Below are 25,336 nucleotides of genomic sequence, written 5' to 3' on the forward strand. Positions count from 1 at the left end.
CGGCGCGTCGCATGGTCGCGCGACGACGTCGGTTCGTCGCGCACCGCTTGCGACGACGACACACATAACAATCCAGGAGGCTGCTTGAATCAAGCCAACGTTCAATCCGGCACCGCACGCGCGCTGCCGCTGTCGCGCGGCGCCGATGTGCCGCACCGCCCCGTCGCGCTCGACGACGTGCCGCTCAACCGCTTCCACGTGAAGATCGCCGGCCTGACGTTCGGCGCGCATTTCACCGAGGGCTACACGCTCGGCACGATCGGCTATGCGCTCGCCGCGCTCGGCAAGCAGATGCCGATCGACGCGTTCTGGATGGGGATGATCGGCAGCTCCGCGCTGATCGGCATCTTCTTCGGCAGCCTCGTGTTCGGTTGGCTGTCCGACCGGATGGGCCGGCAGAAGATCTTCCTGACGAGCTTCGTGATCATCACCGCGGCCGCGTTCGCGCAGTTCTTCGTGAGCTCGCCGCTCGAACTGTGCGTGCTGCGCGTGCTGATCGGCTTCGGGATGGGCGGCGACTTCACGGTCGGCCACGCGATCCTCGCCGAATTTTCGCCGCGCAAGCATCGCGGCGCGTTGCTCGGTTCGTTCAGCGTGATCTGGACGATCGGCTATGTCGCCGCGAACGTGCTCGGCCTCGCGTACAGCGACGCCGCGCCCGATGCATGGCGCTGGCTGCTCGCGTCGGCCGCGCTGCCCGCGCTGATCGTGCTGGTGCTGCGCATCGGCACGCCCGAATCGCCGCGCTGGCTGCTCGGCAAGGGCCGCGTGCAGGAGGCGCGCGCGATCGTCGCGAAGCATTTCGGGCCGCACGTGATGCTCGACGGTTCGGCCGAACCGCATGCGCACGGCGGCTTCGCGCGACTGTTCCGGCCGGACCTGATTCGCCGCACCGTCTTCAACTGCGCGTTCTTCGTCTGCCTGGTGATTCCGTACTTCGCGATCTACACGTTCCTGCCGACGATCCTGAAGACGATCGGTCTCGCCGAAGGTTTCGGCGCCGACCTGCTGCTGAACGGTTTCCTCGTGCTCGGCGCGCTGATCGGGATCTGGCTGACGATCCGGTTGTCGCGTCGCGGCTTCCTGATCGGCTCGTTCGCGGTGACGTGCGCGTCGCTCGTCGCGCTGGCCGTGCTGCCGTCGTCGGCGGCCGTCGCGATGATCGTCGCGTTCGCGATCTTCACGCTGACGATGTCGGCGTTCAGCAATCTCGTCGGCGTGTTCCCGCCCGCGTGCTTCCCGACCGAGGTACGTGCGAGCGGCGTGGGCCTCGCGATCGCGTGCAGCCGGCTCGGTTCGGCGATCGGCACGTTCCTGCTGCCGGTCGGCATCGCGACGCTCGGCTTTCACGCGACGATGTTCGCGCTGGCCGGCGTGCTGCTGGTCGGGATGATCGTGTCGATCGCGTGGGCGCCGGAGACCAAGCATCTGACGCTGGAGGAGGCGGCGGGGCATTGAGGCGAGCGCGGCGCCGACGGCAGGAGGCGCGGCATCGCGCTCGCAACGAAGGAACCCGGCCACGGCCGGGTTCTCCGTTTGTAACGCGTACTTTGCCACTGACGAAAAAGCTGGAAACCGCCGCTCGGCTCAGAACAGAATGCTCGTGCAGTCCCGCGCGCCGTGCAGTACGTGAAGCACGTCGATCTGCACGGGGGGATCGCCTTTGACCCGATAGAAGATCTGAAAATTGCCGTATCCGCGATGCCGCACGCCGTGGGCTTCGAAGCGCGGCACCAGCGGGAACGCGAACGGCATCTCGGCGAGGCTCAGGCATTTTTCGCGAAGTTCCCGCACGAACGTGATCGCACGTTGCGGATTATCGCGTGCGACGTAATCGGTGATCAGCTCGAGTTCGGTTATCGCAAAACCGGACAGGCGCACGATCACGCCTGACGATCCGCCTGCGCCCGATACTTCGCTTCCAGACGATCGAACACGACATTCGACGTCGATCCGCGCCGGGCGTCTCTGCGGGCGTTGCGCGACTACCTGATTGAAAAGGAGATGTACGAATGACGGTAAAGCACGGTTCCATCATCGGCTTCCGGATGACGCGCGCTGCGGTGAAGCGCGGCCGCTCGACAAGCGAACATCGCGCCATTCGTCGGGCGGAAGCCAGGCAGTTCATCGATACGTCCGTCGCGAATGCGCTCCATCACGGCCTGGCGCGCATCATGCGCGATTTCGCGGCCGGATACGGTGCGCGACCGGCCAACGGGCCTGCATCACGGTCGCAACGAAAGGTATTCGACGTTGGACGCATGGATCATGCGAAGAGTCAGCTGCCGATCATTTCGGAAGAGGAAGCAAGGGCCGTCGGACGGCGGGAAACGCTCCTCCATTTCGGCCTGGATCCCGATCAATGACCCGGCGGCCGATAGCCGGCGCCGTGACAGTCGTTGACGGATAGCGAAGCGGGGAGGCGCGCGTGTCGGGCTCGGACGGGACCATCCTTTCGTACCCGCCCGTCAGCCGCGTCTCAACGGCGACGTCGTCCCCTCCCCCTTCCTCGCCGCCTGCTCCCGCAGCCACGCGGCAAACGCGATCACCGGCTCGACCGCGACGCTCTCCGGCGCGATATCGAGCCAATAGCCGAACGGCCCGATCGGCTGCACCGGCGACAACCGCACGAGGCTGCCTTCGGCGATCTCCTCCTCGATCATCGTGAGATCGACCACGGCAAGCCCCGCGCCCTTGCGCGCCGCACGGATCGCCTGTTCGAGCGTCGAGAACTCGATGCCGTCGCCGATTCGTTCGGGCGCGATGCCGGCCTGCTCGCACCAGTCGGCCCACAGCGTCAGGCGCCGGCCCTCGTGCAGCACGTGCAGCGACGGCAGCCGGCCGAGCAGCGCATCGAGCGTGTCGCCTCGGTAGCGCGGCGCGCCGACCAGCGCATGCCGCTCCATCATCAGCAGCTCCGAATGCATGCCCGGCCGCGCCGCACGCCCGAAGCGGACATGGCAATCGCAATCGTCGGCCGGCTCGGTGCGGATCGACAGCTCGACGTCGGGCAGCGCCTCCGCGAGCGTGCCGAGCCGCGGCGAAAACCACTGCGTGGCGAACGTCGGCGGCAGCGATATCGTCAGGCGCCGCTTCGCGCCCGGCCGTGTCGCGGCGATTTCGCCGACGCCGCGCTCGATCGTGTCGAACGCCTGCCCGATGAACGGCAGCAACCGCTGGCCGACGTCGGTCAGCCGCACGCCCTTGTGATCGCGCTCGAACAGACGTGCGCCGAGCGCTTCCTCGAGCAGCCGGATCTGCCGGCTCACCGCGCCTTGCGTCACGCACAGCGACACCGCCGCGCGATTGAAGCTCAGATGACGCGCGGTCTCCTCGAAAAATCGCAGCGCGATCAACGATGGCAGGCGTCGCATGATGTGTGTCCCCTTCGTTCGTATCGTTCGTATGGTTGCCGGCCGGCGCCGCCGGCCATTCCGCGGGCAGCTTTATCGCAGAAAAGCGCGCCGGCCGTCATGCCGTGAAAACCCCGAGGCCCGGCGCCTTTCACTCCGTCATTCATCGCCCCGCCGCGCCGGCCTCCCGCCTACAATAAGCATCCCGCACCAAACACGACATTGCCCCGTGAGACGCAAGATGCCGGCGCTGAATGCGCTGAAAGCCTTCGAGATGGCCGGCCGCACCGGCAGCTTCACGCGCGCGGCCGAACTGCTCAACGTGACGCAGAGCGCGGTGAGCCGGCAGGTCCGCCAGCTCGAAGGCCAGCTCGGCGAAACCCTGCTCGAGCGCCGCCATCACCAGCTCGAACTGACGGCGGCCGGCCGCGTGCTGCTGCGCGCGCTGCAGCAATCGTTCGACAAGATCGAGTTGACGGTGCGCAGCCTGCAGGAAAAAACCCACCTGAACCGCCTGCGCGCGAACGTGCCGCCCACCTTCGCCGCGCGCTGGCTGATGCCGCGCCTCGGCCGGCTGCGCGACGCGCATCCCGAGTTCGAGCTGAGCCTCACGACGCGCATCCACGACAGCCTCGGCGAATCCCGCGTGCTCGACTGCGCGATCCGGTTCGGCGACGGCGAATGGGACGGCTTCGACAACGCGCTGCTGATGCAGGAGCAGCATATCGCCGTCTGTGCGCCCGCGCTGTATGCGCGGCTGCGGCAGGACGGCGCGCCGATCGACCTGAACCGCTTCACGCTGCTGCACGTGCTCGCGACCGACGACCAGCGCTACCTGACCTGGCAGCACTGGCTGAAGGCCGCCGGCATCGCCGACGTCGACACGCGCGGCGGCTACGAATTCGACCTGCTCGACCATGCGATCCGCGCGGCGATCGACGGCCTCGGGATCACCATCGCCGACCGTCACATGGTCGCGCGCGAACTCGCGACCGGGCAGTTGATGCAGGTGCTCAACGTGCACGTCGACGGCCACCAGTCGTACTGGTTCGTCACGCGACCCGAGCAGACGAACCTGCCGCACATCGTGCAGTTCCGCGACTGGCTGCAGCAGGAAGTGTGGCTCGCGAAGCGCCACCTCGAACCGTCGTCGCCGCTGCCGCAAGTGCCGTTGGCCTGAGAGCTGCCCGGCCCGCCCGCCGCCCGCCGCCCGCCGCCCGCGGACGCGACGCGACGCGGATACGGACGTGTCCGCGGGCGACACCTTACCCGCTCGCGCGTCCGTCCGCACTCGGACCAGTCGGAAAATACCCGAAGGCCCGCACCTTCGCCACGCGCCCCGCCAGCCGTCATCGCCTTGCCTGACGGGCGATTCCGGCCGATTCGCCGAGTAACGTGCGTTTTTCTCATGGTCGACGCAAAAATAAGTCGTTTGTCGTGCGATAAACGCATGAAGAGAATGACTCCGTCCCGTGCCACGCGTGTCGCCACCCGAAGCGATCCGCCGGCATCCATCGGAGGAGTCACTTCATGCGCACCGAACGCAACTACGTGAACGGCCGTTTCGTCGCCCCGGAAAGCGACGCGTTCATCGTCGTCAGCAACCCCGCCACCGAAGCGCCGTTCGCGCGCGTGCCGGCCGCGACGCCGGCCGACGCGCTCGCCGCCGTCGACGCTGCCGCCGCCGCGCAAAAGGCGTGGCGCACGCTGCCGAGCGCCGAGCGCGCCGCATACCTGCACCGCTTCGCCGACGCGCTGACCGCGCGCGCGCCCCAGATCGGCGCGGCGCTCGCGCAGGAATCCGGCAAGAGCGTCGAGGACGCATCGAACGAAGCCGTCTACGCCGGGCAGATCACGCGTTACCACGCCGAGTGGGCGCGCCGGATCGAGGGCGAGATCATTCCGAGCGATACGCCCGACGAGAACCTGTTCCTGCAGCGCGAACCGATCGGCGTCGTCGCGTGCCTGATCCCGTTCAACTATCCCGTGTACACGCTGCTGCGCAAGGTCGCGCCCGCGCTGATCGCCGGCAACACCGTGGTCGTGCGGCCGAGCAATCACACGCCGGTGTCGGCGTTCGAGATCGCGAAGGCCGTCGACGAGGCCGGCTTCCCGCCGGGCGTCGTCAACATCCTGACGATGGACCATGCGACGGCCGAAGCGCTGTGCACGCATCCGGCGGTCGGGATGATCGCGCTGACCGGCAGCGTGAACGCGGGCCGCAAGGTGCTCGACTACTGCAAGGCGAACATCGCGAAGCCGTCGCTCGAGCTCGGCGGCAAGACGCCCGCAATCATCGAGCCCGACGCCGATCTCGAACGCGCGGCCGCCGCGCTCGTCGCATCGAAGACGACGCATTGCGGCCAGCTGTGCACGGCGATCGAACGCGTGTACGTGCACGACAGCGTGCACGACCGCTTCGTCGCGCTGCTGAAGGACAAGATGGCCGCCGTGCGCAGCGGCGACCGAGCGCAAGACGCCACGCGGATGGGCCCGCTCGTCAGTGCGGCAGCGCGCGCGCACATCCACGGAATGGTCGAACGCGCGGTCGCGGCGGGTGCGACGCTGGAAACCGGCGGCACGATCCCCGACGGCCCCGGTTTCTTCTACCCGGCCACGCTGCTGACGAACTGCCGGCAGGACATGGAGATCGTGCAGGAGGAAACCTTCGGCCCGGTCATGCCGGTGCTGCGCTACACGACGCTCGACGAGGCCATCGGCTTCGCGAACGATCACCAGTTCGGCCTGTCGTCGGTGCTCTACACCGAGCGCTACCGCACCGCGATGACCGTCGCGAACGCGATCGAGGCGGGCGAGCTGTACGTGAACCGCACGCCGGCCGATCCGTATCAGGGCTTCCACGCCGGCTGGAAGCGCTCGGGCCTCGGCGGCGACGACGGCAAGCACGGCATGCTCGAATTCACGCAGACGCGCCTCGTCGTCATGAAGTATTGACGCCGCCGCGCCGGCGCACCGTCGCCGGCGCGCGCACCGCCCCCGATCCGACACAAAACAAATCTGCAGACCTCCGAATCGCGGAAGTCTGATGGAGGAAGACATCATGCCGACCCAACCGTCGACGCCCGCCGCGTCGCTCGCGTTGCACGACGACGCCCATGCGTCGCCGCATTCGCGCTCGCAACGCTACCTGCAACTGCTGCTGCTCGTGATTGCCGCGGGCGCGATCTATCCGATGTTGTATCTGCGGCAGGTGTACCAGCCGACGATGCTGCAGTTCTTCCGGATCGACGACGTGCAGCTCGGCTACCTGTACTCGTCGCTCGGCACGATCTTTCTCGTCAGCTACCTGCCGAGCGGCTGGCTCGCCGACCGCCTGTCGCCGCGCTGGCTGATCTGCTTCTCGCTGCTCGCGACGGGCGCGCTCGGGCTGATCTACGCGACCGGGCCGTCGTTCAACACGCTCGTGGCGATCTTCGCCGGCTGGGGGCTGACGACCGGCCTCACGTTCTGGGCGGCCGTGATCAAGCGCGTGAACACGATCGCGGGCCGCGACGAACAGGGCCGCTTCTTCGGGTTGCTCGACGGCGGCCGCGGGCTCGTCGAGGCGCTGCTCGCGACGATCGCGATCACGCTGTTCGCCTACGTGACGCACACGCACGGCGGTACCGATGCGGCCGGCTTCAAGCTCGTGGTGCATCTGTACGCGTTCTGCTGCATCGGGCTCGGCGTGGTGCTCGCGCTGGTGAAGGATCCGGCGCGCACCGACGACCGTGCGGCCGCCATCAAGCGCGCCAGGGGCAACGTCCTGAGCGACCTGAAAACGCTCGCGGCGATTCCCGAACTGTGGCTCGTCGCCGCGATCGTGTTCTGCGGCTACCAGGTGTTCTGGGCGACCTACAGCTTCTCGGCGTACCTGCACGAAGGCAATTTCGGGCTCAGCGCGACGGCGGCCGGCTTCATCACGACGCTCAAGCTGTGGATGCGCCCCGTCGGCGGCATCGGCGGCGGCTTCCTCGGCGACCGCGTGTCGAAAGTGTCCGTGCTGTTCTGGGCGCTCGTGCTCGCCGCGCTGTCGCTGGTCGGGCTGATCGCGGCGCCCGCGCACAGCCCGCAGGCGATGCTCGTCGTGCTCGTGCTGTTCATCGGCATCCTCACTTATGCGATCCGCGGCCTGTACTGGTCGCTGCTCGACGACTGCAAGGTGCCGACGCACTGCGCGGGCCTCGCGATCGGCCTGATCTCGGTGCTCGGCTATTCGCCCGACGTGTTCGTGCCGCTGATCAACGGCTACGTGACGCAGACCTGGCCGGGCGCGCACGGCTACCAGCTCTATTTCGGCTATATCGCGGCCGTGGCGCTCTGCGGAGCGGGCGCCGCCGCGTTCCTCAAAACCCGCCTCAACCGCATCCAGGAGTCCGCATGAAGATCGTTTCGCTCGAAACCCATATCGTCGCCGTACCGCCGCCGCACATCGGCGGCATGTACTGGATCTTCGTGAAACTGAAGACCGACGACGGCATCGAAGGCGTCGGCGAGATCTATTCGGCGACATTCCACCCGAAGGCGATGGGCCCGATCATCGACGACGTGTTCGACCGCTACCTGCTGAACCACGACCCGCACCACGTCGAGCGGCTGTTCCGCCAGGCGTATTCGAGCGGCTTCACGCAGCGGCCGGACCTGACGATGATGGGCGTGGTCAGCGGCCTCGAAATGGCGTGCTGGGACATCGTCGGCAAGGCGGCCGGCAAGCCCGTGTACGAACTGCTCGGCGGCAGGATCCACGAGCGGCTGCGCTCGTACACGTATCTGTATCCGAAGAACGCGCGCGGCGAATACGACTACGACGATCCCGACCTGGCCGCCGAATGCGCGGCCGAGAACGTGAAGCTCGGCTTCACGGCCGTCAAGTTCGATCCGGCCGGCCCGTACACCGCCTATTCCGGCCACCAGCTGTCGCTCGAAGTCCTCGACCGCTGCGAACTGTTCTGCCGCCGCGTACGCGAAGCCGTCGGCAGCAAGGCCGACCTGCTGTTCGGCACGCACGGGCAGATGGTGCCGTCGTCGGCGATCCGGCTCGCGAAGCGCCTCGAAAAGTACGACCCGCTGTGGTTCGAGGAGCCCGTGCCGCCCGGACAGGAAGAAGCGATCGCCGAAGTCGCGAAGCACACGTCGATTCCGATCGCGACCGGCGAGCGCCTGACGACCAAGTACGAATTCCACAAGCTGCTGCAGGCGGGCGGCGCATCGATCCTGCAACTGAACGTCGCGCGCGTGGGCGGCCTGCTCGAAGCGAAGAAGATCGCGACGCTCGCGGAAGTGCACTACGCGCAGATCGCGCCGCACCTGTACAACGGGCCGGTGGGCGCTGCCGCCAGCATCCAGCTCGCGACCTGCGCGCCGAACTTCCTGATCCAGGAAAGCATCATGACGTGGGGCGGTTTCCATTCGGAAGTCGTGAAGACGCCGATCCGCTGGGAAGACGGCTACATCGTTCCGTCGAACGAGCCGGGCCTCGGCATCGAACTGAACATGGACGTCGTGAAGCGCCACACGCCGTACACGGGCGAGCGACTGCACCTGCAGATGGGGGAGAAGCCCGCCGACGTGAAGGATCTCGCCCCGGCGAAGGGCTGAGCGCAGAGGAAGCGACATGACCTACGACTACATCATCGTCGGCGCGGGCTCGGCCGGCTGCATCCTCGCGAATCGCCTGAGCGAATCGGGCCGGCACTCGGTGCTGCTGCTCGAAGCGGGCGAGCGCGACGCGTCGTTCTGGTTCAAGGTACCGGTCGGCTTCACGAAGACCTACTACAACCGCCGCTACAACTGGATGTACTACAGCGAGCCCGAAGCGCAGCTCGCCGAGCGCAAGCTGTACTGCCCGCGCGGCAAGGTGGTCGGCGGATCGGGCTCGATCAACGCGATGGTCTACGTGCGCGGCCAGCGCAGCGACTACGACGACTGGGCGAAGGCCGGCAATCCGGGCTGGGCGTACGACGACGTGCTGCCGTACTTCCGCAAGCTCGAAACCCACGCGGCCGGCACGACCGATCCGCAGCATCACGGCGCGAGGGGGCCGATCCACGTCACGTCGATGAAGGCCGACGTGCATCCGATCGTCCACGAGTTCCTGAAGGGCTGCGGGCAACTGAACCTGCCGCGCACCGACGATTTCAACGGCGCGCAGTTCGAAGGCGCGGGCATCTACGACCTGAACACGAAGCACGGCGAACGCTGTTCGAGCAGCTTCGCGTACCTGCGGCCCGCGCTGGGTCGTGCGAACCTCACGCTGCGTGCCGGCATGCTCGTGCGGCGCGTGACGTTCGACGGCACGCGTGCAACCGGCGTGGTCGTCGCCGGCGCGCACGGCGACGAAACGCTCGTCGCCGCGCGCGAGGTGATTCTCGCCGCCGGCGCAGTCGATACGCCGAAGCTGCTGCAACTGTCGGGCGTCGGCGATCCGGCGCTGCTCGCGCGCCGGCGCGTGCCGCTCGTGCATGCGCTGCCGGCCGTCGGCCGCAACCTGCAGGATCACCTGTGCGTGAGCTTCTACTTCAAGGCGAACCGGCCGACGCTGAACGACGAGATGGGCACGCTGCTCGGCAAGATGAAGATCGGGCTGCGCTACCTGCTGACGAAGCGCGGCCCGCTCGCGATGAGCGTGAACCAGGCCGGCGGCTTCTTCCGCGGGTCGGGCGACGCGCACGAACCGAACCTGCAGCTCTACTTCAACCCGCTGTCGTACCGGATCCCGAAGAGCGAGCGCGCGAGCATCAAGCCCGAGCCGTATTCGGGTTTCCTGATCGCGTTCAACCCGTGCCGGCCGACGAGCCGCGGCACGATCGAGATCGCGTCGAACCGCGCGGAGGATGCCGCGAGGATCCACATCAACGCGCTGACCACGCAGAAGGATCTCGACGAAGCCGTGCAGGGCAGCAAGCTGATCCGTGCGCTGATGCGCGCGCCGGCGTTGAAATCGATGACCGTCGAGGAAATTTCGCCGGGCCCGCAAGTCGATTCCGATGAAGCGATGCTGCAATACTTCCGCGAGCAATCGGGTTCGATCTACCACCTGTGCGGCTCGTGCGCGATGGGTCCCGATGCGGCGACGTCCGTCGTCGATGCGTCGCTGCGCGTGCACGGGCTGCAGGCGCTGCGGATCGTCGATGCGTCGGTGTTTCCGAACATCACGTCGGGCAACATCAACGCGCCGACGATGATGGTCGCGGAGAAAGGGGCCGACCTGATTCTGGCCGACGCGCGGCCCGGCGAGACGACCGGCGCGCGCGAAGGCGAACGGGAAACCGTCGCGCCCTGATCCCGCGAACGGGGCCCGCGCGGCTCCCTGCTCTCCCCGGCCGCCGCCGCGGCCCTGCCGGCGGCACGCCGCTTGCTCGCCCGGGCCGGAAAGGAGAGCACATCATGGCGACTCATCTCGGGCAACCCGGCCGGCCGCGCGGCCTCGCCGGGCGCATCGCCGGCCGCATCATGCGCCGGCACAACCGGCTGGACAACGTGTGGACCCTGTCGCTGCTGGCGATCGGCGACAGCGACCGGGTACTCGAAGTCGGGTTCGGCCCCGGCGACGCGATCCGGCTCGCGACCGAAGCGGCGCCGTCCTGCCACGTCGCCGGCGTCGATCACTCGCTGACCATGCTGGCCGCCGCGAAACGCTTGAACCGCGTACCCATCGAACAAGGACGCGTGAACCTCGCGCTCGGCTCCGTCGACGCGCTGCCGTTCCCGGACGACGCGTTCGACAAGGCGTTCTCGATCAACTGCATCTACTTCTGGCCCGCGCCCGCACACGGTCTGCGCGAGTTGCGGCGCATCGTCCGGCGCGGCGGGATCGTCGCGATCACCGTCCGCGACCTCGACCGCGCGCCCTACGATGCCTATCGGCCCGACAAGCTCGCGCGGCTGATGAGCGACGCGGGCTTCGGGTCCGTCGCCGTGCAGCGCAACGGCACGGCGTCGCATCCGCTTGCCTGTGTGCTCGGCAGCAAGTAGGCGGGCGTGGCGTGAAGACACGTGCCGACGAGTTCGCTGCATCGGCAACTGGCGGGAAGCGCCGCTCGTCGCGCAAATCCCGTCGCCCAACCCCTGTAAAAAACGGCGCACCGCTCATCGCGATGCGCCGTCTTTCATTCACGCAGCGATCGGGCCGCTCAAGCCACGCTCGTGCGCTTCTCCACGAACCGTCTCACATAATCGTCCGCCGGCCGCGACAGGATGTCGTCCGGCGTCCCGACCTGCACGAGCGTGCCGTCGCGCAGGATCGCGATCCGGTCGCCGATGCGCAGCGCCTCGTCGAGATCGTGCGTGATGAACACAATGGTCTTCGCGAGCGTCGCCTGCAGTTCGAGCAACTGATCCTGCATCTCGGTGCGAATCAGCGGATCGAGCGCGGAAAACGCCTCGTCCATCAGCAGCACGTCGGTGTCGGCCGCCAGCGCGCGCGCCAGCCCGACGCGCTGGCGCATGCCGCCCGACAGCTCGTCAGGATAATGGTCGCCGTAACCGTCGAGCCCGACCTTCGTCAGCCAGTTGCGCGCCGCGTCGGCCGCGTCGTGCCGCTTCTCGCCGCGCGTGCGCAGCGCATACGCGGCGTTGTCGAGCACCGTCTGGTGCGGCAGCAGTCCGAAGTTCTGGAACACCATGCTGACCTTGTAGCGGCGCAGCTCGCGCAGCCCGTGCGCGTCGAGCTTGATCACGTCGCGGCCGTCGATCACGATCTCGCCGGCGGTCGGCTCGATCAGCCGGTTGAAGTGCCGCACGAGCGTCGATTTCCCCGAGCCCGACAGCCCCATGATCACGAAGATCTCGCCCGACGCGATGCCGAGGCTCACGTCGTTGAGCCCGACGTTGCAGCCCGTTTCGGCCAGCACGTCGGCCTTGCGCTTGCCGGCCCGCAGCAGGTCGAGCACGCGCGCATGCGCGGCCTGCGGCCCGAACAGCTTGTACACGTGTTTGACGTCGATGGTCGCCATGTTCGCCTCCGTTCCTATGCGCGCGACGATTGCGTCGCCTGATTCGAATCGACGCCCGCCGACGATGCCGCCTTGCCCGGCACCCGGTACGGCACCCGCGACGCGCCCCGCTGCCGGCGCTGCTGCGCGAGCCGCCGCCGGGCGCGACGCTCCTGGCCGAAGCCCTGGCTGATCCGGTCAATCACGATCGCGAGAATCACGATCGCGAGGCCGGCCTGCGTGCCCTTGCCGACGTCGAGCGTCTGGATGCCCGCGAGCACGTCCTCGCCGAGCCCGCGCGAGCCGATCATCGATGCGATCACGACCATCGACAGCGCCATCATCGTCGTCTGGTTGATGCCGGCCATGATGCTCGGCCGCGCCAGCGGCAACTGCACGTTGACGAGCAGTTGCCAGCGCGTGGTGCCGAACGCTCGCGCGGCTTCCGTCACGTCCGGATCGACCTGGCGGATGCCGAGATCGGTCAGGCGAATCAGCGGCGGCAGCGCGTAGATGATCGTCGCGAGGATCGCGGGCACCTTGCCGAGCCCGAACAGCATCAGCACCGGAATCAGGTACACGAAGCTCGGCAGCGTCTGCATCACGTCGAGCACCGGCAACAGCATCCTGCGCAGCCAGGCGCTGCGCGACGCGAGAATGCCGAGCGGCACGCCGACCGCGACCGACAGCACCGTCGCGACGAGCATCAGCGCGAGCGTCTGCATCAGCTTGTCCCACAGGCCGAAGCAGCCGATCGCATAGAGCAGCAGCATGAAGAGCGCGCCGAGCCCGATGTGGCGCGTCGCGTTCCACGCGATCGCGCCGACGACCAGCAGCACGAGCCACGGCGGCGCCGCGCGCAGCGCGCCTTCGAGGGGCACGAGCAGGTAGCGCAGGACCAGCACGCTGAAACGATGGAAGCCGTCGCCGTATTGCGCAACGAACGTCTCGAGCGCGCCGTTGACCCAGTCGGCGATCGACAGGTGCAGAAAGAAACCGTCCATGTTGATTCTCCGTCGCGCCGCGAAGGCGCATGACGGCGGCGGCAAGCGCGAGCCCGCCGCCGCGCGCAGGTTACGCGCCCTTCAGGCTGCCGGCGATCTTCTGCGCGACGTCGGCCGGCACCCACTGCTTCCACATGTCCGGGCGGGTCTTCAGGAACTGCGTGGCCATCGCCGCGCCGTCGATCTTCTTCGTCGTCATCTCGAGGATCGTCTGGTTCAGGAAGTCCATCGGAAAACGCACATTGCCGAATACGCCGACGAGATCGGGGTTCGCATCGGCGAACGGCTTCGACACGCCGACCGTCAGCCGCGACACCATGTACGACGACGCGCACTGGTGCGTGCTGCTCTCGTCGCGCAACGTCTTCCAGCATGCTTCGTTATAGGCCGGCATCTTCAGCGCGGTGAACTTGTACTTCGCCATCAGCGCGGCCGGGCCCCAGTAATAGAACACGATCGGCGCGCCGCGCTGGTACGCGGACGCGATCGCCGCGTCCAGCGCCGCACCCGTGCCCGGATGGAAGTTCGTATAGGACTGGTCGAGCTTCAGCACACGCAGCAGTCGCGTGTTCACGCGCTCGCAGTCCCAGCCGGTCGGGCAATTCAGGAAGCGGCCCTTGTCCGGCTCCTCCTCGTCGGCGAATACCTGCTTGTACTTCGGCAGATCGTCGACCGACACGAGCCCCGGCGCGACCGGCTTGATGTGGCGCGCCGGATCGCCCTTCACCACGTAGTCGGGCACGAACCAGCCTTCCGTCGTGCCGCCCGGCAGCGTGTCGCCGATCAGCTTCACGGCGCCCGACGCGACGGCCTTCGCCGTGATCTCGCTGCGGCCCGTCCACTGCTCGGCCCAGATCTGCAGGTCGTTACGCGCGAGCGCCGTTTCGGTGGCGGCCGTGCTGCCCGGCACGACGTCCGTCTTGCAGCCGTAGCCCTTCTCCATGATCTGCCGCAGCACCTCGGTCGCGAACGCCCCGCTCTCCCACGTGATGCTCGCGAAATGGACCGTCTTGCCGTCGGTGCACGCGCCGCCGGCCGCGTGGGCCGCGGGCGCGGACAGGATCGCCGCGGCGGCGAGAAAGGCCGTTTTCAGTCGTCGAATCTGCATGGTGGGTCGTCTCCAAATCGAATCTGTTGTTTGTGCGTCGCGGCAGGCGCGGCGACCGGCGCATCGCGAATGCGTCCACGCCCGGTCAGCCTGCATGTTTGAGCCGCCAATTTGTTTAGGGAAACGAGTAATTCCGATCATTGCAATCGGCTGCGCCAATCGATCGCCCGACCCGCTGCGAGGCCCGTACGGCGGGCCTGCCGGCCGTTTTCCGGTCGTGCGGCCACGGCCTGGGGCGGGTGGCATTGCGTGGCGCTCGCCCGTTGCCCGGGCGACCTCGAATCGTGGCGCCGGGCCGCCCGCGTCCACTGTCGAAACCGCCCGTCGCGCCCCCATTGGCGAACCCGATCCCATCCATCGAAATTACTCGCTTTCGATTCCGTTTCGGCTTCGGAAGAATGCGCGGTGTCATCGGAGGAGACACGACCCGACGTTGCCGGGTGCCGCGCCGCCGCGCGTTGCGCGATCCGGCGCCGCACGCGCTGCGCCGGATCGCCCCGGATGACGGGGCGCGCCTCGCCGGACGCGCTCACGACAACCGATATGAGCTGGATATCCCGGAGATCTCATCAATGAAAAAGACCCTGACGGCGCTCGCCGTAACGGCAACCTTCGCCATGCCCGCGTTCGCGCAAAGCAGCGTCACGCTGTACGGCGTGATCGACGAAGGCCTGAACTACACGAACAACGTCGGCACCGGCCACGTCTACGAAATGGCCAGCGGCTACGCGCAGGGCAGCCGCTGGGGCCTGAAGGGCAGCGAGGATCTCGGCGGCGGCATGAAGGCGATCTTCCAGCTCGAAAACGGCTTCGACGTGAACAGCGGCCGGCTCGGCCAAGGCGGCCGCATGTTCGGCCGCCAGGCTTACGTCGGCCTGAGCCAGGCGCAGTACGGCACGCTGACGTTCGGCCGCCAGTACGATTCCGTCGTCGACTATCTCGCGCCGACCACCGCCAACGGCAACTGGGGCGGCTACCTGCTCGCGCACCCGTTCGACAACGACAACACCGACAACTCGTTCCGCCTCGACAACACGGTGAAATACGCGAGCCCGAGTTTCGGCGGCTTCCAGTTCGGCGGCGCATACAGCTTCAGCAACAGCACCGGTTTCTCCGACAACCGCGCGTACAGCTTCGGCGCGCAGTACCAGAACAGCGGGCTGCTGATCGGCGCCGCGTACCTGCAGGCGAACCATCCGGGCAACGGCTCGGCCGGCGCGATCACCGCGAACGACGCGAGCTACATCGCCGAGCGCATGCGCGTGTTCGGCGCGGGCATCAACTACACGTTCGGGCCGGCGACGGTCGGCTTCGCATACACGAACTCGAACTACAAGAACCCGACCGGCAACGGCTACCTGGGCACGCCGGGCGCGATCATCGCGCCGGGGGCGACGGTCAGCGCGATCAAGTACCAGAACTTCGAGGTGAACGGTTCGTACCAGATCACGCCGGCATTCATGGTCGGCGCGCAGTACGTGCTGTCGCTCGAGAAGTACGACGCATCGAGCGGCGACGCGAAGCCGAAGATCCATTCGGTCGGACTGATGGCCGACTACAACCTGTCGAAGCGCACCGACGTGTACGTCCAGGCCGCGTACCAGCACATCGCCGGCGACCGGACGAACTCGATCCTCGACAACGCATTCATCCCCGGCACGGACGCGCCGTCGTCGACGTCGAACCAGGTGGCCGTACGGCTCGCGCTGCGCCACAAGTTCTGACACCAGCCCGTTCTCCGTTCTTCACGCGATACCCGCGCCGGTCGGCGCGAGGTGTCTTCGCCCGCCCGCAGGCACAGGTCTGCCGGCGGGCTTTTTCATCGGCGCGGCAACGGGTGCGTGAACGACATGAACCGCCGGAACCGGCGAAGGTCGCACGCGTGCCCCGTCAACCATGACAGGTCGACAGCCGGCGATCCGCCGATACACTGTGAGCCATCCCGACGGCGGCGATCGACCTCGTCGTCGATGCAGGCCGTCGCTTCGATTGCGCACGGCCTTCCGCTCCCCGCCCGCTCCGCACACCTTCCGCATGCTTTTCAAGGAGATGCACTTGAAGCACTGGCGTCATGCGCTGCTCGCCTTCGCCGGCCTCGCGGCCGCCGCGTCCCCTCGCGCCCATCCCGTATGCACCGTCGTCGCCGACGCCGCCACCGGCAACGTGCTCGTGCAGCAAGGCGATTGCACGACCCGCGTGACGCCTGCATCGACGTTCAAGGTCGCAATCGGCCTGATGGGCTTCGACGCCGGCGTGCTGAAGGACGAGCACACGCCCACGCTCGACTTCCACGCCGGCTACCCCGACTGGGGCGGTGCGCCGTGGCGCGAGCCGACCGATCCGGCACGCTGGTTGACGTCCTCCTCTCCCTAAAGGGAGAGGATTCCCACACCTGGCGATGCACGTCCGCATCGGAGAATGTTCAACGCAGCGTTGGTATCTCGATCATGCTCGACACCACAGTCACTGCAGGCCCACTCTCTTATTCGCAGTCCCGCGATACCTTTCGGCCGCGTCGTGCTGTCTTTCGATCCGCACGACGAACAGGACTGGGTAGAACCGCTTTCGTCGACTTCCTCGAACGTGGCCCCGTGCGCCATCGCCTTGTAACGGAGCTTGTTTCTGAAGGACGACCAGGATGCGTCGTAGACGCTCTTCGCCATCCTGGTTTTGGCGAGTTTTGTGGCCGACACGTTGCCGACCGCGATGTAATCGAACCGCCGCACCAGATCGAGCGCGAGCTTGTGCTGGAAGTCGGCGCGGGCATTGGCGATCTTTGCGTGCAGCTTCGCGATATGTCGCTTGTGCTTTCGTGCTCGCTGCGCTTTCGCGAGCTTTTCCGCCGCTCGTCGACCGAACTGGTCATTGGGCAGCTTCTCGCCGGTCGAAAGTGTGGCGAAGTCTTTCAGGCCGAGATCGATACCGACACCGGAACGGATCGGGCGGGCCTGCACATCCGGTATCTCGATCACGATGTTGAGAAACCAGTTGCCGCGTGCATCCTGCGCAAAATTGGTCCCGTCCTTGATCTTGCCTTCGGGAAGCGGTCGGCTGTTGAACACACGAAACGTGTTGCCGGCAAAACGGAACGCGTCACCCTCGCGCTTCAAGTCACGCCCCTTCAGCGGCACCCAGCCCAGAGATTTCCTGCCGCGATAGCGCAGGTAGGGCCGACGGTGCTGACTGCGCGACTTCGCGTATTGCTCGCACGTCGCGTTGACCGTGCCGGAATGAATACCGAGTTCCTTGCTGCTGCCGGTCGTCAGCACGTTCAGGTCGAATCCTGTAGGCCACTTCTTGCCCCACTTGAGCGCGTGCTTCTGCGTGTCGTTGCAGAAGTTCCAGACGTAGTTCACCGCGCGGTTCTGCTTGTTAAGCAGTCCGTTGAGCGATTTCACGCGGTAGCGGTAGACAAGGATCATGTCGGTGATCCTAACCCGTGGAAGAAGCTGTCTGTCAACAGCAATCCTTTCCGCCCCGTCCTGAAGGACGGGGTTTCTCGGAGCAACTGATGAAGCTGTCGATCTTCTGGTATTCGGAGCAGGTCACGCAGGCGCTCGGGCAGGCGCGCTTCCAGCAGTACACGAGCGCGTTCGGCTACGGCAATGCCGACGTCACCAGCAGGCAGGGCGAACTGCCCGGCGTGATGGGCGCGTGGGTCAACTCGTCGCTACGGATCTCGCCGCTCGAACAGGTCGCGTTCATGCGCAAGATCGTCCGCCGCACGCTGCCCGTCAGCGCGCACGCGTACGACATGACCGCACGCATCACGCTGCTCGACGCGCAGCCAGGCGGCTGGACCGTGCACGGCAAGACGGGCACCGGATCGCCGGGCCTCGCGTACGACGCCGCGCACGCGTACGGCTGGTTCGTCGGCTGGGCGACGAAGGGGCCGCGCACGCTGGTGTTCGCGAACCTGATCCAGGATGAGCAGGCGCATACGCCGAATGCCGGCCTGCGCTTGCGCGACACGTTTCTCGCGACGCTGCCAGCGCTCGCCGACCCGGCCCGGCCACAATGAGCGCCCCGCGCAACGCCCGCATCGACCTGCTGCGCGGCGTATCGATCCTGCTCGTCCTGCTGCATCACTTCAACATCGCGTATCCGCTGCGCGACACCGCGCTCGCACGCGTGCTCGGCTGGGACACGGTCCATGCGATCGTGCGCAACGGCAATTACGGCGTGACGATGTTCTTCGCGATCTCGGGCTACCTGATCACGTCGAACACGCGCCGCCGCTGGGGCAGCCTCGGCACGCTCGACGTGCGCGCGTTCTACGTGTCGCGCATCGCGCGGATCGTCCCGTGCCTGCTTCTGCTGCTCGCGCTCGTCAACGGACTCGCCGCGGCCGGCGTGCCGATCTTCGCGAACCATGCGCCGCAGGGCGTCGCCGTGTCGTACTGGCTCGTGAACCTTGCGTCGCTCACGTTCTGGATGAACGTGCTGATCGGCGCGTACGGATGGGTCAACTACGCGCTCGGCGTACTGTGGTCGCTGTCGGTCGAAGAAGTGTTCTACCTGTCGTTCCCGCTGCTGTGCATCGCACTGCGCCGCGACGCGTTGCTGTTCGCGTTCTGGCTGCTGGTCGCCGCGGTCGGCCCCGTGTACCGCTACACGCATTCGGGCGACGAAGGCGGCTTCCTGTACGCGTACTTCGCCTGCTTCGACGGCATCGCGATCGGCTGCTGCACCGCGCTGCTGGCCGAACGCGCGCGCTGGCAGGTGCTCGCGGCCGCGCCCGTGCAATGGCTCGCGGCAACGGCGATGACGGCGCTCTATCTCGCGTGGCCGATCGTCGAAAGCCATGTGTTCGGCGTCTCCGCGATGGCGCTCGGCACGGCCGTGCTATTGATCGGCGCGCATGCGGAACGCACGCCCGATCGAGGACGCATGCTCGCGCCGCTGCGCTGGAGCGGCCGGCTCAGCTACGAGCTGTATCTGTTCCATCTGATCGTGCTCGGCACGCTGCGCACGTTCTGGGCGCCGTCCGCCACGCACGGCGACGGCAAGCTCGCGCTGCTCGCCGCGTATCTGGTGCTTTCGGCAGGTTTCAGTGCAGTCATCGCGCGCGGCTATGCGACGCCGCTCGATCGCTTCATCAAGCGCGTCGCGTCGCGGCCCGCCGTGCAGATGGCGAGCAGCACGCGAGTCTAGCTTTCCGCGGGTGACGGCAAACGAAGAAGAACGCGGCCGGGATGGCAGGAACCCGATGTGACGACGTGACGAAGGAAAACCGGATGGATGAGCACGGCGAACCAATGGGCTTGACGGGGCGCCGGCTGAGCGCGCCCCGCAGCCATGCTCAACCGGCGTATGCGGCGGCGCAGCGCACGGTCACGATGCGCGCAGGCGGAAAATTTGCCCAGACGATCCGGCTATCGCAGGCAACGAATGCCGAATCGCCGAGCGGATGACGGCCGGGCGGCCGCAAATCGTAGGTGAACTGAATCATCACACCGTCGGCCCACAGCACACGACGGCATTGATCGACGATCGCCGCCACGTCTTCGCGCGGCAGCGTGCGCAGCGGCAGGCACGAGACGATCGCATCGACGCGAGCATCGGGCGGCAGCAGCCGCTCGAGCTGCCGCGCATCGCCCAATACGATCGAGACGCCCGGAAAACGTCGTCGCAGGTGCTGCACGAACGCGGGCGAGCGTTCGACCACGACGAGGCGCCGTGGCGCGACGCCGCGCTGGAGCAACGCCGCGGTGATCGCGCCGGTGCCGCCGCCGAGTTCGACGACGAGCCCGTCGCCGTCCGGCACTGCATCGGCCATCTCGCGCGCCAGGTGCCGCGAACTGGGGCACAACGCGCCCACCAGGGCCGGACGCTCGACCCACTCGCGCACGAACAGCGCCGAGACACGCCACGCGTTCGGCCACGTCATTGGCGCGCCTCGCGCGGTTGCGCCGTCGGCTTCGACATGCCGACGACTTCATGGAACAGGGCTGCGGCGACACGGGGCTCGAGCATGCGCATCCTCCTGGGACGAATCGATCCGCCGCACGGCGCGGCGACCCAATCGATTTTAGGAAAAGCAAACTTAAGGCGACGTGAAGATTGTCCCTGATTTATCCGATCAATTCGTGCCGGATCGGCGGGCGGCGCTCGTCCCGCTTGCGCCGCCCGCTCACCGCAAATTCGTTCTCGCCAGCTCGACGATCTCGTCGCCGCGCCCGCTGAGGATCGCGCGCAGCATGAACAGGCTGAAGCCCTTCGCATGCGCGAGCTCGATCTTCGGCGGCATCGCGAGCTCGTACTTCGACGTGACGACGTCGACCACCGCCGGCCCGTCATGCTCGAACGCCGTGCGCAACGCGTGCTCGACGTTCTCCGAATGCTCGACGCGCACGCTGAAAATACCGGCGCCCTTCGCGATCGCCGCGAAGTCGGTCGGGCTCAGGTCGACGTTCGTGTCGAGATAGCCGGCCGCCTTCAGCTCCATCGACACGAAGCCGAGCAGGCTGTTGTTGTACACGACGACCTTGATCGGCAACTTCAACTGGCGTGCGCTCAGCAGATCGCCGAGCAGCATCGACAGGCCGCCGTCGCCCGACAGCGACACGACCTGCCGCCCCGGATGCGCGCCCTGCGCGCCGAGCGCCTGCGGCATCGCATTCGCCATCGACCCGTGGTTGAACGAGCCGTGCAGTTGCCGCTTGCCGTTCATCGTCAGGTAGCGCGCGGCCCAGAGTGTCGGCGTGCCGACGTCGGCCGTGAAGATCGCGTCGTCGGCCGCGACCTCGTCGACGATCTTCGTCAGGTACTGCGGATGGATCGCGCGGCCCGGCGGCTCGGCCACCGCGAGATCGTCGAGCCCCTTGCGCGCGGCAGCGTAGTGCTTCAGCGCATTCTCGAGGAAACGCCGCTGCGTCTTGCGCGTGAGCCGCGGCAACAACGCCGCGATCGTTTCCTTCACGGTGCCGACGAGCCCGAGCGCGAGCGGCGCGCGATGGCCGAGCTGCGAGCCCTTCCAGTCGATCTGCGCAATCTTCGCATGGGTCGGATAAAACGGCCGGTACGGGAAATCCGTGCCGAGCATCAGCAGCGTGTCGCACGATTCCATCGCGTGATAGCCGGAGCTGAAACCGATCAGCCCGGTCATTCCGACGTCGAACGGGTTGTCCCATTCGACGAACTGCTTGCCGCGCAGCGCGTGCACGACCGGCGCGCCGAGCGTATCGGCCAGCGCGACCACTTCGTCGTGCGCGCCCTGCGTGCCGCTGCCGCACAGCAGCGTGACCGCGTCGGACCCGTTGAGCAGCGCCGCAAGCCGGTCGAGATCGGCATCGGCCGGCAGGATCGACGGCGGCGCCGCTTCGGTCCACGCCGGCGCTTCGTCCGGACCGTCGCCGAGCGCGATATCGCCCGGCAGCACGATCACCGCCACGCCGCGCTCGTCGATCGCGGTGCGCATCGCGCGCGCCAGCACGCGCGGGAACTGCGACGCGTTCGTCACGAGCTCGGCAAAGTGGCTGCACTCGCGGAACAGCTCCTGCGGATGGGTTTCCTGGAAGTAGCCGAGGCCGATCTCCGTGGACGGAATATGCGCGGCAATCGCGAGCACCGGCTGGTGGTTGCGGTGGCAGTCGTACAACCCGTTGATCAGGTGCAGGTTGCCGGGGCCGCAACTGCCCGCGCACACCGCGAGCCGCCCGGTGGACGCTGCATCGGCGCCGGCCGCGAACGCCGCACTCTCCTCGTGCCGCGTATGCATCCAGCGGATCGAGCCGATCTGGCTCAAGCTGAACGACAGGCCGTTCAGGCTGTCGCCCGTCACGCCCCAGATGCGCTCGACGCCCGCAGCTGCCAGCGTCTTCGCCAGATATTCCGCCATCGTCTGTCTTGCCATGATGCCCTCACAGTTGGGTTGTCGGGACATGCAGCATCTGCCCTGCATCGGCCATGATAGTGAAGGATGCGAAACGACGTATGAACGGTGCAATCGCGATGCGGTCCGCACGGACGACCGACGCGAAACCCGCCGCCCTGCCGGGCTACAGCGGCAGCGCGTGCGTCGACAGGATTTCCTTGAGCACCATGAACGAGCGCACCTGCCGCACGCCCGGCAAGTAAAGCAACTGCTCGGCATGCAGCCGGTTGAAGCTGTCGTTGTCGCGCGTGCGCACGAGCATGAAGTAGTCGAATTCTCCCGTCACGACGTGGCATTCGACACACCCCGACACTTTCTGCGCCGCCTTCTCGAACGCGGCGAACGCTTCCGGCGTCGAGCGATCGAGTACGAAGCCGATCACGACCAGCATCCCGGCGCCGAGCGCCTTCGGTTCGAGCAACGCGACGATGCCGCGGATCAGCCCCATTTCCTTGAGCCGCTCGACGCGCCGCAGGCACGCCGGCGCGCTCAGCTTCACTTTCGCGGCAAGGCTCACGTTCGAGATCGACGCATCCTGCTGCAGTTGCCGCAGGATCGCGCGGTCGATACGGTCGAGCGTCGGTGCGGCGTCGGCTCGCGATGTACTGCTGCGATCTAATTTCATTGCGCCAACTCCCATTTTGACGAATTGAAATTGCTCGATTTACATTCGTATCGTCGATAACGTAGGTCGACACAATTCATTTCGCAAGCTCATTTCCCGCGCTTGTGCCTATCATTTTTTGCATCGGAGCCCGGCCTGCCGGCCGCGCCCGAACGACCTGCTTTCCCGTCTCGTTCCCCCTTTCGGAGCCCGCCGATGAACCTGCAACGCTTCCCCCGCTATTCGCTGACGTTCGGCCCGACGCCCATCCAGCCACTCGAGCGCCTGAGCGCGCATCTCGGCGGCAAGGTCGAGCTGTATGCGAAGCGCGAGGACTGCAACAGCGGTCTCGCGTTCGGCGGCAACAAGACCCGCAAGCTCGAATATCTCGTTCCCGACGCGCTCGCGCAGGGCGCCGATACGCTCGTGTCGATCGGCGGCGTGCAGTCGAACCAGACGCGCCAGGTGGCGGCCGTCGCCGCGCATCTCGGGATGAAGTGCGTGCTCGTGCAGGAACACTGGGTCAACTACGAAGATCCGGTATACGACCGGGTCGGCAACATCCAGTTGTCCCGGATGATGGGCGCCGACGTGCGGCTCGTGTCCGACGGCTTCGACATCGGCATTCGCCGCAGTTGGGAAGAAGCGATGGAGAGCGTGCGACAGGCGGGCGGCAAGCCGTATCCGATCCCGGCCGGCTGCTCCGAGCATCCGCTTGGCGGGCTCGGATTCGTCGGCTTCGCGGAGGAAGTGCGTGCGCAAGAAGCGGCACTCGGGTTCAAGTTCGATTACGTCGTCGTCTGCTCGGTGACGGGCAGCACGCAGGCCGGCATGGTCGTCGGCTTCGCGGCCGACGGGCGCGCGGATCGCGTGATCGGTATCGATGCGTCGGCGAAGCCGGAGCAGACGCGCGAACAGATCACGCGCATCGCGCGGCATACGGCCGAACTGGTCGGGCTCGGCCGCGATATCGCCGAACAGGATGTCGTGCTCGATACGCGGTACGGCGGCCCCGAGTACGGCTTGCCGAGCGACGGCACACTGGAAGCGATTCGCCTGTGCGCACGGCTGGAAGGGATGCTGACCGATCCCGTCTATGAAGGGAAATCGATGCACGGGATGATCGACAAAGTGCGGCGCGGGGAATTCGAGCCGGGGTCGAAGGTGCTGTACGCGCATCTTGGCGGGGCGCCGGCGTTGAGCGCGTACAACGAGATCTTCCGCAACGGTTGACGGCGCCGGTCGAGACGGCGCGCGCGGCGTGTCCGGCGCGCCCGACCGACGCACGTACGAAATGAAATGTCGCCGGCAAGCCGGCGACGAAAGAGGCGGCCACGGATGTGGCGCACCTGAGGCACGCGATTCAATGCGCGCGGGGCATGTTCGGCGGAACGCGCCGTGCGATGCAGCCGCCCCGGGTGCGCCCGCTCAGTTCTGCGTGAGCGGATTCAGCGTCGTGCACAGGAAGCCCGTGCAGTTGGTCGGTTTGAAATAGAACGACGCGCTGCCGCCTCCCGTCACGATGTCGCTGAGATACGCGTATCCCTGAGCCGCCAGGTTATTCGACTGCTGAACAAAGGCAGCACCGGCCGTCTGGATTGTGGTCGACTGATAAGCGAAAGTGGGCGACTGCGTCTGGTCCTTCACATAGACCCATGCGACATCGCTCCCGAACATGTTTGCCCCCTTCGCACGAAAGCCCTTCGCCCCCTCGCTGTTGGCCTGCGCAACCAGATCAGCCACATTCGACGCTTGCGGCAGCGCTTCGTAGGTGTAGGTCGCGCTCGACGCGTTGTCCTTCATGTACAGATTGCCGGAGCCCGATGCCACCATCATCGGACTGACGAACCAGTAACCCGACTGTCCCTGGCCATTTGCCTGCGCAAGAAACGCGGCTTGACTGGTCGGCAACGCCGCACTCACGTACGAATAGGTGGACGACGAGCCGCCGTCCTTCCGATAGAGGTAGCCGTACGATAGCGGGCCGTCGTAACGGTAACCGCTCGCGCCCTGCGCGTTGGCTTGAGTAACGAAGCTCGCGACATCGGACGGTGCATCCTGAAGCTGATATGTATAGGTCGGCGCCGTCCCGTCGTTCACGAAGATCGAAACCGTCGCATTGTCGGCCGAGTAAAAGTAGTCGCCGAGATAGCGATAGCCCTTTGCACCTTCGCCGTTGACGAGCGTCACGAAACTCGCCTTGTCCGATGCGATAGGCTTCGTCTCGTAGCGCAGCGTCACCGTGCTGCCGCCTGACCCGCCGCTTCCCGCCCCGCCCGAACCCGTGCCGCCTGAACCCGTGCCGCCTGAACCCGTCCCGCCGCCGCCGTTGTTGCTCGTCCCCGACCCGCCGGACGCCGCGGGCGAGGAATTGTCGTCGTCGCCGCAAGCGGTCAGCGCAACGCAGGTCAATGCAATCAGTACAGCGGCTTTCATCGGGGTCCCCTTTCAAACGAAC

At 66.8% G+C, this 25,336-nt stretch carries 21 protein-coding genes and 2 pseudogenes; 13 read left to right on the forward strand and 10 right to left on the reverse strand.

The features are described from left to right. The first annotated feature begins 84 nt into the window (after nucleotides 1-84). Nucleotides 85-1,458, forward strand: a complete 1,374-nt coding sequence (locus tag WT53_RS25020) for an MFS transporter (protein WP_060262032.1) — start codon at nucleotides 85-87, stop codon at nucleotides 1,456-1,458. Between the two features lie 129 nt (nucleotides 1,459-1,587). Here the strand turns inward: WT53_RS25020 and WT53_RS25025 are convergent, their stop codons facing one another. After that, nucleotides 1,588-1,887 carry a type II toxin-antitoxin system RelE/ParE family toxin gene (locus tag WT53_RS25025; RefSeq protein WP_034205603.1) on the reverse strand — a complete coding sequence of 100 codons (300 nt, stop codon included), beginning with the start codon at nucleotides 1,885-1,887 and terminating at the stop codon, nucleotides 1,588-1,590. A 125-nt stretch (nucleotides 1,888-2,012) separates the two neighbouring features. On the opposite strand from WT53_RS25025, the gene WT53_RS25030 reads away from it, so the two are divergent. Then, entirely contained in the window at nucleotides 2,013-2,366 is a 354-nt protein-coding gene (locus WT53_RS25030) for a hypothetical protein (RefSeq protein WP_034205604.1), read from the forward strand. Between the two features lie 102 nt (nucleotides 2,367-2,468). Here WT53_RS25030 and WT53_RS25035 read toward each other — a convergent pair whose 3' ends face one another. Beyond that, nucleotides 2,469-3,374, reverse strand: coding sequence for a LysR substrate-binding domain-containing protein (locus WT53_RS25035; protein ID WP_060262035.1), 906 nt, complete (start codon nucleotides 3,372-3,374; stop codon nucleotides 2,469-2,471). 220 nt (nucleotides 3,375-3,594) lie between these two features. Here WT53_RS25035 and WT53_RS25040 point away from each other — a divergent pair, with 220 nt between their 5' ends. The 6 genes from WT53_RS25040 to WT53_RS25065 all read left to right on the forward strand — a co-directional run bounded on the left by WT53_RS25040 (nucleotide 3,595) and on the right by WT53_RS25065 (nucleotide 11,327). Next, nucleotides 3,595-4,533 carry a LysR substrate-binding domain-containing protein gene (locus WT53_RS25040; RefSeq protein WP_011356424.1) on the forward strand — a complete coding sequence of 313 codons (939 nt, stop codon included), beginning with the start codon at nucleotides 3,595-3,597 and terminating at the stop codon, nucleotides 4,531-4,533. A gap of 350 nt (nucleotides 4,534-4,883) precedes the next feature. Beyond that, nucleotides 4,884-6,308, forward strand: a complete 1,425-nt coding sequence (aldA, locus tag WT53_RS25045; protein WP_060262037.1) for an aldehyde dehydrogenase — start codon at nucleotides 4,884-4,886, stop codon at nucleotides 6,306-6,308. A 106-nt stretch (nucleotides 6,309-6,414) separates the two neighbouring features. Beyond that, nucleotides 6,415-7,737: a nitrate/nitrite transporter gene (locus WT53_RS25050; RefSeq protein ID WP_257127868.1), complete on the forward strand. Its 1,323-nt coding sequence runs from the start codon at nucleotides 6,415-6,417 to the stop codon at nucleotides 7,735-7,737. Beyond that, the gene (locus tag WT53_RS25055; RefSeq protein WP_034205607.1) at nucleotides 7,734-8,951 is read left to right on the forward strand and encodes a mandelate racemase/muconate lactonizing enzyme family protein; all 1,218 of its coding nucleotides are present in this window, start codon (nucleotides 7,734-7,736) and stop codon (nucleotides 8,949-8,951) included. Before WT53_RS25050 ends, WT53_RS25055 begins: the two co-directional genes overlap by 4 nt. A 16-nt stretch (nucleotides 8,952-8,967) precedes the next feature. Next, nucleotides 8,968-10,635, forward strand: coding sequence for a GMC family oxidoreductase (locus WT53_RS25060; protein WP_034205608.1), 1,668 nt, complete (start codon nucleotides 8,968-8,970; stop codon nucleotides 10,633-10,635). A gap of 104 nt (nucleotides 10,636-10,739) precedes the next feature. Continuing rightward, nucleotides 10,740-11,327, forward strand: coding sequence for a class I SAM-dependent methyltransferase (locus tag WT53_RS25065; RefSeq protein ID WP_034205609.1), 588 nt, complete (start codon nucleotides 10,740-10,742; stop codon nucleotides 11,325-11,327). Nucleotides 11,328-11,485: 158 nt separating this feature from the next. On the opposite strand, the gene WT53_RS25070 is transcribed toward WT53_RS25065, so the two are convergent. The 3 genes from WT53_RS25070 to WT53_RS25080 all read right to left on the reverse strand — a co-directional run bounded on the left by WT53_RS25070 (nucleotide 11,486) and on the right by WT53_RS25080 (nucleotide 14,398). After that, entirely contained in the window at nucleotides 11,486-12,307 is an 822-nt protein-coding gene (locus WT53_RS25070) for a glycine betaine/L-proline ABC transporter ATP-binding protein (protein ID WP_052100149.1), read from the reverse strand. Nucleotides 12,308-12,321: 14 nt separating this feature from the next. Then, nucleotides 12,322-13,290: a proline/glycine betaine ABC transporter permease gene (locus WT53_RS25075; RefSeq protein WP_034205610.1), complete on the reverse strand. Its 969-nt coding sequence runs from the start codon at nucleotides 13,288-13,290 to the stop codon at nucleotides 12,322-12,324. A 70-nt stretch (nucleotides 13,291-13,360) separates the two neighbouring features. Continuing rightward, the gene (locus tag WT53_RS25080) at nucleotides 13,361-14,398 is read right to left on the reverse strand and encodes an ABC transporter substrate-binding protein (protein ID WP_034205611.1); all 1,038 of its coding nucleotides are present in this window, start codon (nucleotides 14,396-14,398) and stop codon (nucleotides 13,361-13,363) included. 572 nt (nucleotides 14,399-14,970) lie between these two features. Between WT53_RS25080 and WT53_RS25085 the strand changes: the two genes are divergently transcribed. Then, nucleotides 14,971-16,122, forward strand: coding sequence for a porin (locus tag WT53_RS25085; RefSeq protein WP_060262039.1), 1,152 nt, complete (start codon nucleotides 14,971-14,973; stop codon nucleotides 16,120-16,122). 331 nt (nucleotides 16,123-16,453) lie between these two features. Continuing rightward, a pseudogene (locus WT53_RS25090) lies at nucleotides 16,454-16,762 on the forward strand (penicillin-binding transpeptidase domain-containing protein); the annotation flags it as partial. 5 nt (nucleotides 16,763-16,767) lie between these two features. Here the strand turns inward: WT53_RS25090 and WT53_RS25095 are convergent. Continuing rightward, nucleotides 16,768-17,820: an RNA-guided endonuclease TnpB family protein gene (locus tag WT53_RS25095; protein ID WP_034205614.1), complete on the reverse strand. Its 1,053-nt coding sequence runs from the start codon at nucleotides 17,818-17,820 to the stop codon at nucleotides 16,768-16,770. A gap of 89 nt (nucleotides 17,821-17,909) precedes the next feature. Here WT53_RS25095 and WT53_RS25100 point away from each other — a divergent pair. Both WT53_RS25100 and WT53_RS25105 read left to right on the forward strand, forming a co-directional pair. Next, nucleotides 17,910-18,419: pseudogene (locus tag WT53_RS25100) on the forward strand (penicillin-binding transpeptidase domain-containing protein); the annotation flags it as partial. Continuing rightward, complete coding sequence (locus tag WT53_RS25105; protein WP_034205615.1) at nucleotides 18,416-19,552, forward strand: acyltransferase; 1,137 nt, start codon at nucleotides 18,416-18,418, stop codon at nucleotides 19,550-19,552. The pseudogene WT53_RS25100 and the gene WT53_RS25105, both read left to right, overlap by 4 nt. Nucleotides 19,553-19,700: 148 nt before the next feature. Here WT53_RS25105 and WT53_RS25110 read toward each other — a convergent pair whose 3' ends face one another. The 3 genes from WT53_RS25110 to WT53_RS25120 form a co-directional block, all read right to left on the reverse strand. After that, the gene (locus WT53_RS25110) at nucleotides 19,701-20,288 is read right to left on the reverse strand and encodes a class I SAM-dependent methyltransferase (RefSeq protein WP_034205616.1); all 588 of its coding nucleotides are present in this window, start codon (nucleotides 20,286-20,288) and stop codon (nucleotides 19,701-19,703) included. Nucleotides 20,289-20,531: 243 nt separating this feature from the next. Continuing rightward, nucleotides 20,532-22,253 (reverse strand): ubiquinone-dependent pyruvate dehydrogenase, encoded by a 1,722-nt coding sequence (gene poxB, locus WT53_RS25115; RefSeq protein ID WP_034205617.1) that lies wholly within the window; start codon nucleotides 22,251-22,253, stop codon nucleotides 20,532-20,534. Nucleotides 22,254-22,398: 145 nt separating this feature from the next. Next, on the reverse strand, nucleotides 22,399-22,899 hold the full coding sequence (locus tag WT53_RS25120; protein WP_034205618.1) for an Lrp/AsnC family transcriptional regulator: 501 nt from the start codon (nucleotides 22,897-22,899) through the stop codon (nucleotides 22,399-22,401). A gap of 195 nt (nucleotides 22,900-23,094) precedes the next feature. On the opposite strand from WT53_RS25120, the gene WT53_RS25125 reads away from it, so the two are divergent. Further along, complete coding sequence (locus tag WT53_RS25125; RefSeq protein WP_034205619.1) at nucleotides 23,095-24,111, forward strand: 1-aminocyclopropane-1-carboxylate deaminase; 1,017 nt, start codon at nucleotides 23,095-23,097, stop codon at nucleotides 24,109-24,111. Between the two features lie 195 nt (nucleotides 24,112-24,306). Here the strand turns inward: WT53_RS25125 and WT53_RS25130 are convergent, their stop codons facing one another. Further along, complete coding sequence (locus WT53_RS25130) at nucleotides 24,307-25,314, reverse strand: hypothetical protein (RefSeq protein ID WP_034205620.1); 1,008 nt, start codon at nucleotides 25,312-25,314, stop codon at nucleotides 24,307-24,309. Nucleotides 25,315-25,336: the final 22 nt, after the last annotated feature.

The sequence above is a fragment of the Burkholderia sp. MSMB2157WGS genome, from assembly GCF_001532755.1.
Taxonomy (GTDB): Bacteria; Pseudomonadota; Gammaproteobacteria; order Burkholderiales; family Burkholderiaceae; genus Burkholderia.

Coding starts and splice junctions, on each gene's coding strand:
- WT53_RS25030 (WP_034205604.1), top strand. CDS start 2,013: ATGACGGTAAAGCACGGTTCCATCATCGGCTTCCGGATGACGCGCGCT.
- WT53_RS25035 (WP_060262035.1), bottom strand. CDS start 3,374: ATGCGACGCCTGCCATCGTTGATCGCGCTGCGATTTTTCGAGGAGACC.
- WT53_RS25040 (WP_011356424.1), top strand. CDS start 3,595: ATGCCGGCGCTGAATGCGCTGAAAGCCTTCGAGATGGCCGGCCGCACC.
- aldA (WP_060262037.1), top strand. CDS start 4,884: ATGCGCACCGAACGCAACTACGTGAACGGCCGTTTCGTCGCCCCGGAA.
- WT53_RS25050 (WP_257127868.1), top strand. CDS start 6,415: ATGCCGACCCAACCGTCGACGCCCGCCGCGTCGCTCGCGTTGCACGAC.
- WT53_RS25055 (WP_034205607.1), top strand. CDS start 7,734: ATGAAGATCGTTTCGCTCGAAACCCATATCGTCGCCGTACCGCCGCCG.
- WT53_RS25060 (WP_034205608.1), top strand. CDS start 8,968: ATGACCTACGACTACATCATCGTCGGCGCGGGCTCGGCCGGCTGCATC.
- WT53_RS25065 (WP_034205609.1), top strand. CDS start 10,740: ATGGCGACTCATCTCGGGCAACCCGGCCGGCCGCGCGGCCTCGCCGGG.
- WT53_RS25070 (WP_052100149.1), bottom strand. CDS start 12,307: ATGGCGACCATCGACGTCAAACACGTGTACAAGCTGTTCGGGCCGCAG.
- WT53_RS25075 (WP_034205610.1), bottom strand. CDS start 13,290: ATGGACGGTTTCTTTCTGCACCTGTCGATCGCCGACTGGGTCAACGGC.
- WT53_RS25080 (WP_034205611.1), bottom strand. CDS start 14,398: ATGCAGATTCGACGACTGAAAACGGCCTTTCTCGCCGCCGCGGCGATC.
- WT53_RS25085 (WP_060262039.1), top strand. CDS start 14,971: ATGAAAAAGACCCTGACGGCGCTCGCCGTAACGGCAACCTTCGCCATG.
- WT53_RS25095 (WP_034205614.1), bottom strand. CDS start 17,820: ATGATCCTTGTCTACCGCTACCGCGTGAAATCGCTCAACGGACTGCTT.
- WT53_RS25105 (WP_034205615.1), top strand. CDS start 18,416: ATGAGCGCCCCGCGCAACGCCCGCATCGACCTGCTGCGCGGCGTATCG.
- WT53_RS25110 (WP_034205616.1), bottom strand. CDS start 20,288: ATGACGTGGCCGAACGCGTGGCGTGTCTCGGCGCTGTTCGTGCGCGAG.
- poxB (WP_034205617.1), bottom strand. CDS start 22,253: ATGGCAAGACAGACGATGGCGGAATATCTGGCGAAGACGCTGGCAGCT.
- WT53_RS25120 (WP_034205618.1), bottom strand. CDS start 22,899: ATGAAATTAGATCGCAGCAGTACATCGCGAGCCGACGCCGCACCGACG.
- WT53_RS25125 (WP_034205619.1), top strand. CDS start 23,095: ATGAACCTGCAACGCTTCCCCCGCTATTCGCTGACGTTCGGCCCGACG.
- WT53_RS25130 (WP_034205620.1), bottom strand. CDS start 25,314: ATGAAAGCCGCTGTACTGATTGCATTGACCTGCGTTGCGCTGACCGCT.